General features: G+C 71.7%; 12 protein-coding genes and 2 riboswitches. Of the genes, 6 read left to right on the top strand and 6 right to left on the bottom strand.

Features of this window, described 5'->3' with window-relative positions; all coding sequences use genetic code 11:
• Positions 1–202 precede the first annotated feature (202 nt).
• From ACWC24_RS06900 to ACWC24_RS06890, 3 genes are all read right to left on the bottom strand, one after another.
• Positions 203–991, bottom strand: coding sequence for an enhanced serine sensitivity protein SseB C-terminal domain-containing protein (locus tag ACWC24_RS06900; RefSeq protein WP_450661781.1), 789 nt, complete (start codon positions 989–991; stop codon positions 203–205).
• 189 nt (positions 992–1,180) lie between these two features.
• Complete coding sequence (locus tag ACWC24_RS06895; protein WP_450661780.1) at positions 1,181–1,984, bottom strand: enhanced serine sensitivity protein SseB; 804 nt, start codon at positions 1,982–1,984, stop codon at positions 1,181–1,183.
• A gap of 365 nt (positions 1,985–2,349) precedes the next feature.
• Complete coding sequence (locus tag ACWC24_RS06890) at positions 2,350–3,024, bottom strand: AAA family ATPase (RefSeq protein WP_450661976.1); 675 nt, start codon at positions 3,022–3,024, stop codon at positions 2,350–2,352.
• A gap of 206 nt (positions 3,025–3,230) precedes the next feature.
• Positions 3,231–3,331, top strand: a riboswitch (glycine riboswitch).
• Positions 3,332–3,439: riboswitch (glycine riboswitch) on the top strand. It begins immediately after the preceding riboswitch.
• A 73-nt stretch (positions 3,440–3,512) separates the two neighbouring features.
• On the opposite strand from ACWC24_RS06890, the gene gcvT reads away from it, so the two are divergent.
• The 4 genes from gcvT (at position 3,513) to ACWC24_RS06870 (ending at position 7,848) form a co-directional block, all read left to right on the top strand.
• Entirely contained in the window at positions 3,513–4,631 is a 1,119-nt protein-coding gene (gcvT, locus tag ACWC24_RS06885; RefSeq protein ID WP_450661779.1) for a glycine cleavage system aminomethyltransferase GcvT, read from the top strand.
• Between the two features lie 107 nt (positions 4,632–4,738).
• Positions 4,739–5,116 carry a glycine cleavage system protein GcvH gene (gcvH, locus tag ACWC24_RS06880; protein ID WP_385527997.1) on the top strand — a complete coding sequence of 126 codons (378 nt, stop codon included), beginning with the start codon at positions 4,739–4,741 and terminating at the stop codon, positions 5,114–5,116.
• A 14-nt stretch (positions 5,117–5,130) separates the two neighbouring features.
• Positions 5,131–6,393: a serine hydroxymethyltransferase gene (locus tag ACWC24_RS06875; protein WP_450661778.1), complete on the top strand. Its 1,263-nt coding sequence runs from the start codon at positions 5,131–5,133 to the stop codon at positions 6,391–6,393.
• 87 nt (positions 6,394–6,480) lie between these two features.
• On the top strand, positions 6,481–7,848 hold the full coding sequence (locus tag ACWC24_RS06870) for an L-serine ammonia-lyase (protein WP_450661777.1): 1,368 nt from the start codon (positions 6,481–6,483) through the stop codon (positions 7,846–7,848).
• Here the strand turns inward: ACWC24_RS06870 and ACWC24_RS06865 are convergent.
• Positions 7,845–9,965 carry an acyltransferase family protein gene (locus tag ACWC24_RS06865; protein ID WP_450661776.1) on the bottom strand — a complete coding sequence of 707 codons (2,121 nt, stop codon included), beginning with the start codon at positions 9,963–9,965 and terminating at the stop codon, positions 7,845–7,847. The two genes, ACWC24_RS06870 and ACWC24_RS06865, sit on opposite strands and share 4 nt — an antisense overlap.
• 207 nt (positions 9,966–10,172) lie before the next feature.
• Between ACWC24_RS06865 and ACWC24_RS06860 the strand changes: the two genes are divergently transcribed.
• Together ACWC24_RS06860 and ACWC24_RS06855 are read left to right on the top strand one after the other, a co-directional pair.
• A complete protein-coding gene (locus tag ACWC24_RS06860; RefSeq protein ID WP_450661775.1) occupies positions 10,173–11,204 on the top strand; it encodes a phosphatidylinositol-specific phospholipase C domain-containing protein in 1,032 nt (343 codons plus the stop codon).
• A gap of 102 nt (positions 11,205–11,306) precedes the next feature.
• Positions 11,307–11,864 (top strand): glycoside hydrolase family 25 protein, encoded by a 558-nt coding sequence (locus ACWC24_RS06855; protein ID WP_450661774.1) that lies wholly within the window; start codon positions 11,307–11,309, stop codon positions 11,862–11,864.
• 65 nt (positions 11,865–11,929) lie between these two features.
• Here ACWC24_RS06855 and ACWC24_RS06850 read toward each other — a convergent pair whose 3' ends face one another.
• Positions 11,930–12,142 (bottom strand): EF-hand domain-containing protein, encoded by a 213-nt coding sequence (locus tag ACWC24_RS06850; protein WP_450661773.1) that lies wholly within the window; start codon positions 12,140–12,142, stop codon positions 11,930–11,932.
• Positions 12,143–12,192: 50 nt separating this feature from the next.
• Positions 12,193–13,107, bottom strand: a complete 915-nt coding sequence (locus tag ACWC24_RS06845) for a MerR family transcriptional regulator (RefSeq protein WP_450661772.1) — start codon at positions 13,105–13,107, stop codon at positions 12,193–12,195.
• Positions 13,108–13,114: the final 7 nt, after the last annotated feature.

Raw genomic sequence — 13,114 nt, 5'->3', positions numbered from 1 at the left:
CGATCGGTCGCCAGACTTGGCGATGAATGGATGCGTAAACGTGATGCCACCAAGAGGGTTCCGTTATCCGGACAGTGGGTAACGGGGGTCGGACGCGGACGAGTTCGGGAAATTAGGACACTTCGTGCTTTTTCGTACCGATCTACGCGCGAAGACGTGGCACTGCCACCGCGCGCCGTCGCGTCCTTGAGATGATGGGCCGTCAGTAGCGGCCAGGTGCCGGCGGGTATCCGTACCCGCCCGCCGGAGCCTGCACGTGGGCCTCACGGTCGTAGAACGGGCGTCCGCCCGCCCGCATCCACATCACGACCGGGTCGTGCTCGTCGGACATCGCCACCGTGGACACCGGCAGCCCGTCCGGCACCGCGCCGATGGACTGCTGCATCATCGCGCGCACCGAGTCGACGGCGGCCGGCGAGGTGTCGTACACGTCGAGCCCGATGACGAGGTACGGCGCCCCCAGCGTCGGCTGCACCCAGGCGCGGCGCAGCGCGCGCACCGCCGGGGTGCGATGGGCGTTCTGCGCGAGCAGGGCGTAGAACTGGGGGATCTCGATGGCCGGCTCCGACAGCCGCAGCGGGCCGGCCGGCTGGCGCTCCAGACCCGTGGCGATCCGCCGCAGGTCGAGCCAGGGAATGCCGAGCCCGCCGCCGGGGGCGTGCGGGTTCAGCCAGAGGCCGAAGTGGTCGGGGTAGAGGGTGCGGGCCACGTCGAGGCCGTCCACCACCTCGTACGAACGGTTCCAGCCGCTGGCCGAGAGCTCCTGGGCGGAGGTGACGCACGGCGCGTAGCCGTAGCCGTCGACCTCCATGTTCCCGTACTGGGCGTCGGGCGAGCCGGCCTGGCCGTGCCACAGCAGCATCCAGACCTGGCCGGAGGACGGGGTCGCGAGCGCGCGCAGCAACGCCTCGTAGGCGTCGTAACGCCCGGGCGTCACCTGGCGCAGCATGTGCTCGACCTGCCCGGTCGCGGCAGTGCCGCTCGCGCTCACCCTTTACCGCCCCTTCGAGAAACGTGGCCTTGGATATGAAACCACCTTAGGCGGCGGAGTCGGCAACAGCCGCCCAGGAGTTCGGAGGTCGTCGCCCGGGGGCCGGAGACGGCCGGGGGACACCGGGGGCCGGTGACCGGTGGTCGTGTCCGATCTCCGGTGTCCGGTGTCCGGTGCCCGCAGCCGCGGTCAGTGACCGCGCTGATAGAACGGGCGGACCCGCTCCCGCATCCAGTCCGTCACCGGGTCCTCGACCACGTCGAGCAGGACGAGGTTCACCGGCCACGGGACGGCGGCCCGGGCCAGCGCCCGGCCGAGCGCGTCCATCGGCAGGACCCGCAGGTCGCCCTCCCACCGGGACAGCTCGACCCCGACGAACAGCACGGGCTCGCCGGTCTCGACCTCGGCCAGACAACGACGGGCCGTCAGGACGACCCCGGTGTCCGCGAACTCGGCCGAGGCCGCGGCGAGGAAGTCCACCGGGTCGTCCTGCCAGTCCGGCTCGAACAGCCGCACCCGGCCGCCGCTCGCGAACCCGTCCAGCGGGGTCCGTCCGCTGCGGCACAGCTCCGCCACCGCCTGCGGCGGCAGCGGGACGCCCACCACGCCGTCGGGGTTCACGATGAGGCCGGCCTGCGGCGGCAGCCCGCGGGCGAACTCCACCGCGGGCGCGACGGTGAACGACATGTGCGTGCCGACGACCTGGCGGAACTGCTGCTCGGAGCTGAAGACCGGCACGTACACCTGGCCCTCGATCTCCAGCGTGGGCAGGTCGAGGGGGCCGCTGTGCGGGCCGCCGCCGTTGGGCAGCGGCACCCAGACGAAGCTGCGGCCGAGGACCTCGACGATCCGGCCGCCGGCCGTCGGGACGCCGAGCGAGGCGGAGAGCACCTCCTCCAGTTCGTTGCCGGGCCATCCGCCGTGCGGATGGGGGTGCGCCTGTGCGGGGAAGCCCGCGGGAAGGTCCGCGGGAAGGTCCGCCGGGAAGTCCATCTCTCTACCGCCTGCTGGGAACCGCTGCTGTGGCTGAAAGGCTAACCGGTACGGGCCCGCCCGGGATCGTCCCCGGGACGGATCGACGCCGGCAGCCGGACGGATCCGTCCCGGACGTCCTTTCCGGCCCCGTCCGGCACACCCCTTCCGGTCCGTCCCGGACACCCCTTCCCGCCCGTCCCGGACGCCGCTACCCGCCCGTCCCGGACACCCCTTCCGGTCCGTCCCGGACGCCGCTACCCGCCCGTCCCGGCACGGCTGCCGACAGCCGGCAGTCGGCAGTCGGCAGTCCGCAGCGACCCGTACAGCCGGGCGGCCGTACAGCCGGGCGGCCGGGCGGTCGGGCGGCCTCCGGCCCGTCCGGTTCAAGGTGTGAAGTCGATCCGGCGCAGGACGGCCGCCGCCTCGCGGTCCAGCAGGACCGCCGAGGCGCAGCCCCGGGGCAGTTCGCCCTTCTCCACGGCGTGCAGCAGCCGGGTGGCCGCGCGGCGGTGACGCAGGAAGGCGTAGCGCGACACCCCGCGGCCCCGGTCGCGCTGGCCGGCCAGCGCCGCGGACGGGGTGACGTCGAGCAGCATCAGGTGCAGGGTGCCGCCCCGACGGCGGGCCGCGCGGGCCAGCCAGTCGCGCACCCAGGCCTGGGTGCCGCAGTCGTGCACGACGACTCCCCCGCCCGCGCGCAGGGCCCTGCGCAGGCCGGCGTAGTGGGCGAGGCGGACGAGCGGGCGGTAGACGGCGTACGGCAGGAAGCTCGGCGCGCGGTCGTCCCAGCGGTCGCGGGTGTCCTGGGAGTCGACGCCGACCCCCCGTACCGCCCGCCGCATCAGCGTGGACTTGCCGCTGCCGGGCAGGCCGGTGACCACGACCACGTCGTGGGGGCCGAAGACCAGACCGTGCGGACTGTGCCCGGAGCGCTCGCGCAGATCGCGGACGACCGGCGCGGGCCGCGGGGCGCACGTCTCGACCGCCGGGGCGGCGGACTGCTCGGGCAGCGCGGCGGCCGAGCCGGCCACGTACGCCGTGATCCTGTTCACCGTGATCGTCCTCCCCTGGGGTCAGGTAAGTCCTTTCCCCACTGAGCGTAAAGAGAAGGTAATGCGCGGCGCTTCGGGATTTCGTGCCCGTTCCGCCACAAGCCGGTGACAGCCGCCTCCCCGCCAGGCCCGTCCCCCGGGGAGGCGAGGCGGGCCTGCCCCGGCCCGACGAGGCGTGCAATGATGTGCCCGCCAACTGCATACCGGCCGTTTGAATCCGCGCGGGAGAGTTCCCGGCAGCCGTGCTGCCCGGGGCGCCGAAGGAGCAAGTCCCTCCCTTGAATCTCTCAGGCACCGTTACCGCGTGGGCGAGGCACATCTGAAAAGCGGACCGCTGCGACAGCGGTCCCACCCAAGGTGCAAGTCGTGACCCCAGGTGGTCATGACGAACCTCTCAGGTTCCGATGACAGATGGGGAGGAACGACCTCGCCCTTCCCCGTGCTCGGATTCGCTCCCGCGCGGGGGACCCATCGCCCCGGGAGACGACCGTCCGATGAGCAGCACGCCACCCCGTCACACCGCGCTCGACGCCCTGCACCGTTCGCTCGGCGCGACCATGACCGACTTCGCCGGCTGGGACATGCCCCTGCGCTACGGCTCCGAGCGCGACGAGCACACCGCGGTGCGCACGAGGGCCGGTCTGTTCGACCTCTCGCACATGGGTGAGATCACGGTGACGGGCCCGCAGGCCGCGGCTCTGCTGAACCACGCCCTGGTCGGCAACATCGCCTCCGTCGGCGTCGGCCGCGCCCGCTACACGATGATCTGCCGGGCCGACGGCGGCATCCTGGACGACCTGATCGTCTACCGGCTGGCCGAGACCGAGTACATGGTGGTCGCCAACGCCTCCAACGCGCAGGTCGTACTGGACGCGCTGGTGGAGCGCGCGGCCGGCTTCGACGCCGAGGTCCGCGACGACCGCGACGCCTACGCGCTGATCGCCGTGCAGGGCCCGGAGTCCCCCGGCATCCTCAAGTCCCTCACCGACGCCGACCTCGACGGCCTGAAGTACTACGCGGGCCTGCCCGGCACCGTCGCGGGCGTCCCCGCTCTCATCGCGCGCACCGGCTACACCGGCGAGGACGGCTTCGAGCTGTTCGTGGCCCCGGCCGACGCGGAGCGGCTGTGGCAGGCGCTGACCGAGGCGGGCGCGCCCGTCGGGCTGGTCCCGTGCGGCCTGTCCTGCCGGGACACGCTCCGCCTGGAGGCGGGCATGCCGCTGTACGGGCACGAGCTGACCACCTCCCTGACGCCCTTCGACGCCGGGCTCGGCCGGGTCGTGAAGTTCGAGAAGGACGGCGACTTCGTGGGCCGCGAGGCGCTGACCGAGGCGGCCGCCCGCGCCCAGGACGACCCGCCGCGCGTCCTGGTCGGCCTGGTCGCCGAGGGCCGCCGCATCCCGCGCGCCGGGTTCGCGGTCGTCGCCGACGGCGAGGTGATCGGCGAGGTCACCTCGGGCGCCCCGTCCCCGACGCTGGGCAGGCCGATCGCCATGGCGTACGTCGACGCGGCGCACGCGGTGCCGGGCACGGCGGGTGTCGGCGTGGACATCCGGGGCACTCACGAGCCCTACGAAGTCGTGGCACTGCCGTTCTACAAGCGCCAGAAGTAGACACTGAGCGCGGCCGCATGTGACACCGCGCACTTTCCGCTGCCCACCTGCGGTTTCTGTCGTCCCCCTTTCAGCAGCACTTCCCCGCGTACAGGAGAATTCAGGCCATGAGCAACCCCCAGCAGCTGCGCTACAGCAAGGAGCACGAGTGGCTGTCGGGCGCCGAGGACGGCGTCTCGACGGTCGGCATCACGGAGCACGCGGCCAACGCGCTCGGCGATGTCGTCTTCGTACAGCTCCCGGAGGTCGGTGACACGGTGGCCGCGGGCGAGACCTGCGGCGAGCTGGAGTCGACCAAGTCGGTCAGCGACCTGTACTCCCCCGTCGACGGCGAGATCACCGAGGTCAACGAGGACGTGGTGAACGACCCGTCGCTGGTGAACTCGGCGCCGTTCGAGGGCGGCTGGCTGTTCAAGGTGCGCGTCACGGGCGAGCCGGCCGACCTGCTCTCCGCCGACGAGTACACCGCCTTTTCCGCCGGCTGAGGAGTCACGGACACATGTCGCTTATGAACACCCCCCTGCACGAGCTCGACCCGGACGTCGCCGCCGCGGTCGACGCCGAGCTGCGCCGCCAGCAGTCCACCCTGGAGATGATCGCCTCCGAGAACTTCGCGCCGGTCGCGGTGATGGAGGCCCAGGGCTCGGTCCTGACCAACAAGTACGCCGAGGGCTACCCGGGCCGCCGCTACTACGGCGGCTGCGAGCACGTCGACGTCACCGAGCAGATCGCCATCGACCGGGTCAAGGAGCTGTTCGGCGCCGAGTACGCCAACGTGCAGCCCCACTCGGGCGCCTCCGCCAACCAGGCCGCGCTGTTCGCGCTGGCCCAGCCCGGGGACACCGTCCTCGGCCTGGACCTGGCCCACGGCGGCCACCTGACCCACGGGATGCGGCTGAACTTCTCCGGCAAGCAGTTCCACGTGGTCGCGTACCACGTGGACGAGGCCGGCCTGGTCGACATGGCCGAGGTCGAGCGGCTCGCCAAGGAGCACCGCCCGAAGGTGATCATCGCGGGCTGGTCGGCGTACCCGCGGCAGCTCGACTTCGCCGAGTTCCGCCGGATCGCGGACGAGGTCGAGGCCTACCTGTGGGTCGACATGGCGCACTTCGCGGGCCTGGTCGCGGCGGGTCTGCACCCGAACCCGGTCCCGTTCGCGGACGTGGTCACCTCCACCACGCACAAGACCCTCGGCGGCCCCCGCGGCGGCATCATCCTGGCGAAGAAGGAGTTCGCGAAGAAGCTGAACTCCTCGGTCTTCCCGGGCTTCCAGGGCGGTCCGCTGGAGCACGTGATCGCCGCCAAGGCGGTCTCCTTCAAGATCGCCGCGAGCGCGGAGTTCAAGGAGCGCCAGCAGCGTACGGTGGACGGCGCGCGGATCCTCGCCGAGCGGCTCAGCGCGCCGGACGCCCGCGCGGCCGGCCTGAACGTCCTGTCGGGCGGTACGGACGTCCACCTGATCCTCGTCGACCTGCGCGAGTCCGAGCTCGACGGCCAGCAGGCCGAGGACCGGCTGCACGAGGTCGGCATCACGGCCAACCGGAACGCGGTCCCCGACGACCCGCGCCCGCCGATGGTGACGTCGGGCCTGCGCATCGGCACGCCCGCCCTCGCCAGCCGCGGCTTCACGGCCGAGGACTTCGCCGAGGTCGCGGACGTGATCGCCGAGACGCTCAAGCCGTCGTACGACGCCGCGTCGCTGAAGGCCCGGGTCGAGGCCCTGGCCGCCAAGCACCCGCTGTACCCCGCCCTGGGGAAGTAGTACCGCGACACGGGGCACCGCGCGCACACTGAAGTAGGTGAGCGCGGTGCCCCACCCCTTGTTCCACCCCCGTTCTGAGGAGTCACCGTGGCCGTCTCGGTCTTCGACCTGTTCTCGATCGGCATCGGCCCGTCCAGCTCCCACACGGTCGGCCCGATGCGCGCGGCGCGCATGTTCGCCCGCAGACTGCGCGGCGACGGCCTGCTGGGCTCCGTCGCGTCCGTACGCGCCGAGCTGTACGGCTCGCTCGGCGCCACCGGCCACGGCCACGGCACCCCGAAGGCGGTGCTGCTCGGCCTGGAGGGCGACTCGCCGCGCACGGTGGACGTGGAGCGGGCCGACGCCCGGGTGGAGGAGATCAAGGAGGCCGGACGGATCCGGCTGCTCGGTGAGCACGAGATCCCGTTCTCCTTCGACGACGACCTGGTCCTGCACCGTCGCGAGACCCTCGCGTACCACGCGAACGGCATGACGCTGTGGGCGTACGACGCCTCGGGCGCCGAGCTGCTGACGAAGACGTACTACTCGGTCGGCGGCGGTTTCGTCGTCGACGAGGAGGCGGTGGGCGCGGACCGCATCAAGCTCGACGACACGGTCCTGAAGTACCCCTTCCGTACCGGCGACGAGCTGCTGCGGCTGACGAAGGAGACCGGGCTTTCGATCTCCTCGCTGATGCTGGAGAACGAGCGCGCCTGGCGTACGGAGGAGGAGATCCGGGCCGGGCTGCTGGAGATCTGGCGGACGATGCAGGCGTGCGTGTCGCGCGGCATGTCCCGCGAGGGCATCCTGCCGGGCGGTCTGCGGGTGCGCCGCCGGGCGGCGAAGACGGCGCGTCAGCTGCGGGCGGCGGGCGACCCGTTGGCCCACTCCATGGAGTGGATCACGCTGTACGCGATGGCGGTGAACGAGGAGAACGCGGCCGGCGGCCGGGTGGTCACCGCCCCGACGAACGGGGCGGCAGGCATCATCCCCGCGGTGCTGCACTACTACATCAACTTCGTCCCGGGTGCGGACGAGGACGGCGTGGTCCGCTTCCTGCTCGCCGCCGGTGCCATCGGCATGCTGTTCAAGGAGAACGCCTCCATCTCCGGCGCCGAGGTCGGCTGCCAGGGCGAGGTCGGCTCGGCCTGTTCGATGGCGGCGGGCGCGCTGGCGGAGGTGTTCGGCGGCTCCCCCGAGCAGGTGGAGAACGCCGCCGAGATCGGCATGGAGCACAACCTGGGTCTGACCTGCGACCCGGTCGGCGGCCTCGTCCAGATCCCGTGCATCGAGCGCAACGGCATGGCCGCGGTGAAGGCGGTCACGGCCGCCCGGATGGCGATGCGCGGCGACGGCTCGCACCTGGTCTCCCTGGACAAGGTCATCAAGACCATGAAGGAGACCGGCGCCGACATGAGCGTCAAGTACAAGGAGACGGCCCGCGGCGGGCTCGCGGTGAACATCATCGAGTGCTAGGGCGTGCCTGAAGGGCCTTTGCCGGAACCGGTGCGAAGGGCCGCGGCCAGGCGGGCGTCGAGGACGGGGGCGAGGGCATCGGCGTACGCCTCGGCCAGGTGACTGTCGTCGCGGTAGACGAGCGTGTCGCCCACCAGGACCGGGCAGGTACCGGCCGGGGTGCACAGCCAGGGCACGGGGTCGATCAGCGTGGCGCGGGCCGACCTGGCCGCGTCCGTGACCGCCTGGCGCCTGGACCGGTCGCGGATCGCTTCGGGGAGCCGGTTCGCGCACCGGTCCAGGCGCAGTGGGTGACTGGCCGCGCAGTCGACCGCGTCCGTCCTCGGCCAGGGCGTGTCGAGCAGTACGGCGACCCGGGCGCCGGACGCCGCGAGCGCGTCGAAGGTCGTACGGAAGCCGTCGCTCCACTGGCGGACCGGGTCGGCCGCCGGCCGGACGGGGGTGCCCGCCTCCGAGGACGAGACGAGCACCAGTGCGGGCCGCAGGGCCCTGATCCTGTCGATCGCCCGGTCGCGCCAGAGGTCGCAGGAGGTGTACGGCCCGCCGTCGTGGACGATGGTCACCGCGGCGGTCTTGCACGACGACTTCGTCAGCGACACCAGCTTCCAGCGGTGGTTCCGCGCGAGCCGGTCCAGCGCCGGGAACCACTGGGCCGCGTGGGAGTCGCCGAAGAGCACGACGACCCGGTCCGAGGCGCGGTCCCCGTACACGCACGCCGGGCTCCGGGTGCTGTCGTAGCCGACGTGGCAGCCGTCCCGGTAGAGCGCGGACCTCGTGCCCTCGACGTCGGCCAGGGCGGGCCGGAGGTTGCTGGGCAGGCTCGTGCCGGACGCCCCGAGCAGTTGCCGCACCCGCAGCGCCGGGTCCGCCGCCGCCGCGATCTCGTACCGGGTGTCGACCGCGTCCCGGCCGGAGTCGATCGGCGGCGGGAACAGGGACGCCGTCAGGGCGAGCACCGCGGCGCCCGCCGACAGCCCGCCGCCGAGCGCCAGCGCGCGGCCCGGCCGGCCCCGCAGCGCCGGGTGGAACCGTACGGGGTTCTCCACCAGGCGCAGGGTCGCCCGGGCCAGGGGCAGCGCGAGCAGACAGAGCACGAGCGCCCGAGCGCCGCCCAGGGGGCGGCCCAGCGCCGCGGGGACGATGACCAGCACCGGCCAGTGCCACAGGTACCAGCCGTACGACAGTCCGCCGAGCCGGACCAGGGGGCTGGTGGCCAGCAGCAGCCGGGCGTCGCCGCGCGCGGGTGCGCAGCCGCCGGCCAGGACGAGACCGGCCCCCAGCACCGGCAGCAGCGCGTGATACCCGGGGAAGGGGGTGGCGGTGTCGTAGCGGACGGCCGCCAGGACGACACAGGCCAGCCCGGCCCAGGTCAGGGGGGCGGCGACCGCGGCGGGCAGTCGCGTGAGCCGCTCGGCGGCCAGGGCCGGCAGGGCGCCGGCGCCGAGCTCCCAGAAGCGGGTGTGCGAGCCGAAGTACGCCCAGGGCGGCGAGGACGCCGTCACCTCGACGCTCAGCCAGAAGGAGACGAGGCAGCACCCGACCAGCGGGAGCGCGAGCCGTCCGCCTCGGCGGGACCACCTCCAGCTGACCAGGAGCAGCAGCGGCCAGAGCAGATAGAACTGCTCCTCGACGGCCAGCGACCAGAAGTGCTGGAACGGCGAGGGGGGACTTCCCTCGGCGAGGTAGTCGGTGCCGCCGACGGCCAGCCGGAGGTTGACCGCGTACAGCGCGCCGGCCACCGCGTCACCGGCGTACTCCTCGAAGCGGACCTTCGACAGGAACAGCCAGGAGCCGATCAGGGTGGCGAGGACGACGAGGGTCGAGACGGGGAGCAGTCGCAGGGCCCGACGGGCATAGAACTTCCTGATCGAAATAGCACCCGTGGCCGACAATTCGCGTAACAACAAAGAGGTGATGAGGAAACCCGAGATGACGAAAAAGACGTCGACGCCGACATAACCGCCGCCGAACCCCCTCACACCGGCGTGGGAGAGGACGACGAGGGACACCGCCACGGCGCGTAGTCCCTGGATGTCGAGCCGCACCGGGTGCGGTGCCCGGGAGGTCTCCTCGATCACGGTTCCGGTTCCCCGGACCTCACGGAATGGCGTCTTCACTTTTGTTTCCCTGCATCCGGCCGACGGAATTCGACGCCGCGTCAGACCGCCGAATTACGCCGACGGTTGCACACGGCCCGATTTCGCCATCCCCCGCCACCCCCGGACCCGCACGGATGTGAGCGGAGTTCCGCCGGAGGCTACCGCGCAGTAACCCCGTCCCCCTAGGCTGCCGTCAACTCCACGACGAGCAAGGGGACTTGACACATGCGCACGGTGAGACGAGTGGCCGCGCTGCTGGGCGCGGCGGCGATGCTGACGGTGGTCCCGGCCCATGCCGAGGCGGCCTCGGCGACCCTCTCGGGGACGACGGCGATCGGCACGCACAACGCCTACGAGAAGGACAAGTACACGTACTTCGCGCAGGCGTTGGATTCGGGGGCCTCGCTCCTCGAACTCGACGTCTACACCGACCCGCTGAGCAGGCGGTGGCGGGTCAGCCACAGCAATCCGTTCGGCAACGACAACAACTGCGAGAAGGCCACCAGCCCCGGCCAGTTGTACGGGCAGAGCCGCGATCAGGATCTCGGCAGCTGCCTCGACAACATAGCGGCCTGGCATCAACTCCACCCGGACCACCGCCCGATCATCTTCAAGGTGGAGATGAAGAACGGATTCAACAACACCATCGGTCTCGGCCCGGACGAATTCGACACCTTGGTCGCACAGAAGCTGGGCAGCATGGTCTACAAGCCGTCGGACCTGCTGGGCGGGACGTACCCGACGGCGGACGCGGCCGCGAAGGCCGACGCGTGGCCCTCCCGGGACGCCCTCAAGGGCAAGGTGGTCTTCGAACTGATCCCCGGCACCGTGGAGCAGGCCAACCCCTTCGACCACTACTGGACGGACCAGGAGTACGGCGACCACCTGCGCGACCTCGCCGCGGCCGGAACCCTCTCCGAGGCACAGGCCTTCCCCGCGGTGCTCGGCGCGGCGAACGGCGACCCGCGCACCAGTCGCTACGACGCCTCCATCCGGCCCTGGTTCGTGTTCTTCGACGGTGACGCGGCGACCTACGTGAACAACGCCTACGACACCTCGTTCTACTCGGCGAACCACTACGTCCTGATCATGACGGACGCGGCGGGTGTGTCACCGGCCATCTCGTCGACCGCGCCCACGGACGCGGAGGTGGCGGCCCGGCTGTCGCTGCTCGCCGCGGACCACGCGAGCGTCATCACCTCGGACTGGTCGACCAAGTCGGCCGCGGTGCTCGGGTCGGTGACCGACCGGGGCTGAGTCCCGGACCCGGCGCCCCGGCGAGGGATCGACCGTGCCGAAATGGGGCATAAATGAACTTCAACTCCTGTATCCCCACCGGCAGTCAAGGGAGTCCCTCACATGCTGCGCGGCATCGACGTGAGCGCGTACCAGCCCTCCTCGTACGACACGGACGGCCTCTCCTTCGTCTTCGTCAAGGCGTCGGAGGGCCGTTCCTACGTCAACCCCAAGCTCACCGCCCAGACCAAGTGCGGCCGCGACGCCGGGCTGGTCGTCGGCTTCTACCACTTCCTCTGGCCCGGCGACATCACCGCCCAGGCGGCCTGGTTCGTCGCCAGGGCCCCGGAGCGGGCGGGCGACATCCTCGCCGTCGACTGGGAGACGACCGGCGACGGCACCCACGCGAGCAACGCGGAGAAGGACCGGTTCATCCACCGGGTGAAGCAGCTGCGGCCGGACCACCGGGTCGTCCTGTACTGCAACCGGAACTTCTGGCTGAACATCGACACCACCTCGTACGCCGGTGACGGCCTGTGGATCGCGGACTACGTGACCGCCGGCAAGCCGCGGATCAAGGCGAAGTGGCTCTTCCACCAGTACACGGACGACCCGCGCGACAAGGACGTGGCGGACTTCTCCGACCGGGACGAGCTGCGCGACTGGGCCGCGGGCGACTGACCGGACCCGGCCGGACACGCCGAAGGGGCGCCCGCCGAGCCGGCCGGGCGCCCCTTCCCCCCGCGTCACTTGCTGAGGTGGGTCCAGAACTCGTCGAACGACAGAACCTTGTCGCCGTTGAGGTCACGGGTCTTGATGATGGCCTCCGCGACCGACTCCGTGACGTTCCAGTCGCCGCCCTGGGCGAGGGCGGTCTTGAACTCGGCGGCGGTGATGAAGCCGTCACCGTCCGTGTCGATCCGCTGGAATTCCTTGCGTGCTGCCTCGATGTCGGCCATCGGTCCGCCCCTTTTCGTCATACCTTGCTGTCGTCCTGACGCAGGTCAGATTAACGGCCCGTACGAACGCGCAGAGCGGCGACCACCCAGGCGAACTCCTCCCGGTGCGCCGACGGGCATTCGACGCCGTTCACGGCGGCCGACAGTTCGCGGTAGCGGGCGACCCGGGCGTTGGAGGCCGCGGTCAGCCGCTCCAGGACCTCGGCCATGTCGGCGTCGCCGAGCACCTCGCGCAGCACGTCCTCGGCCTCCGGCGCCTCGGGCGCGACGCCCCGGCGCAGCGCCTCGCCGGCGAGCTGGACGAGCCGGCTCATGAACCACAGGGAGGTGCCCGGCGGCACGTCCGGCCCCCGGTCCGCCGCGTTGAACTCGATCATCCGGCGCATCAGGGCGCGGAAGTCCGGGTCCTGGATCAGCTCGGCGAGCTCCACCCAGGCGTCCACCTGCTCGGGTGTGGGGTCCTCGGGCAGTTCGGCCGCGCCGAACCGCAGCCTGCGCCGGATGTCGGGGTCGGCCGTGTCGAGCCCCTCGAAGATCTCCGTCATGAAGTCCTCGACGATCCGCGCGCGTTCGGCGGCCGACAGTCGTGCCAGCTTGTGCATCAGGGTCATCTCCTCGGCGGTCGAGCCGCGTCGCGCCACGGTCGACAGCACCGCGCGGGTCACCCGCAGCGACCGGATCTGTGCGTCCAGCGCCTTCACATGCGCGGCCGCGACCTGGGCGACGGTCGTCTCACCGGTCAGCACCCGGTGGACGTCGGCCATCCCCAGGCCCAGTTCGCGCAGGGTGCGGACCAGTTCCAGGCGGGCCACGGACGCGGCGTCGTAGAGGCGGTAGCCGCCCGCGGAGCGGCCCACCGGGGGCAGCGCGCCCTCGTCGGACCAGTAGCGGATGGTGCGCACGCTCAGGCCGGTCGCTCGGGCCAGCTCACCGATGGTGAAAAGGCCGGTGCCGTCTTCGATCATGTCTGCG

The organism is Streptomyces sp. NPDC001443, assembly GCF_053597355.1.
The sequence above is the reverse complement of the archived record's forward strand: the minus strand, read 5'-3'. Positions and strand labels throughout refer to the sequence as shown.

Excerpts from the sequence above, each read along its gene's own strand:
- ACWC24_RS06895 (WP_450661780.1), bottom strand. The coding sequence starts at position 1,984 with ATGGACTTCCCGGCGGACCTTCCCGCGGACCTTCCCGCGGGCTTCCCC.
- gcvT (WP_450661779.1), top strand. The coding sequence starts at position 3,513 with ATGAGCAGCACGCCACCCCGTCACACCGCGCTCGACGCCCTGCACCGT.
- gcvH (WP_385527997.1), top strand. The coding sequence starts at position 4,739 with ATGAGCAACCCCCAGCAGCTGCGCTACAGCAAGGAGCACGAGTGGCTG.
- ACWC24_RS06875 (WP_450661778.1), top strand. The coding sequence starts at position 5,131 with ATGTCGCTTATGAACACCCCCCTGCACGAGCTCGACCCGGACGTCGCC.
- ACWC24_RS06860 (WP_450661775.1), top strand. The coding sequence starts at position 10,173 with ATGCGCACGGTGAGACGAGTGGCCGCGCTGCTGGGCGCGGCGGCGATG.
- ACWC24_RS06855 (WP_450661774.1), top strand. The coding sequence starts at position 11,307 with ATGCTGCGCGGCATCGACGTGAGCGCGTACCAGCCCTCCTCGTACGAC.
- ACWC24_RS06850 (WP_450661773.1), bottom strand. The coding sequence starts at position 12,142 with ATGGCCGACATCGAGGCAGCACGCAAGGAATTCCAGCGGATCGACACG.
- ACWC24_RS06845 (WP_450661772.1), bottom strand. The coding sequence starts at position 13,107 with ATGATCGAAGACGGCACCGGCCTTTTCACCATCGGTGAGCTGGCCCGA.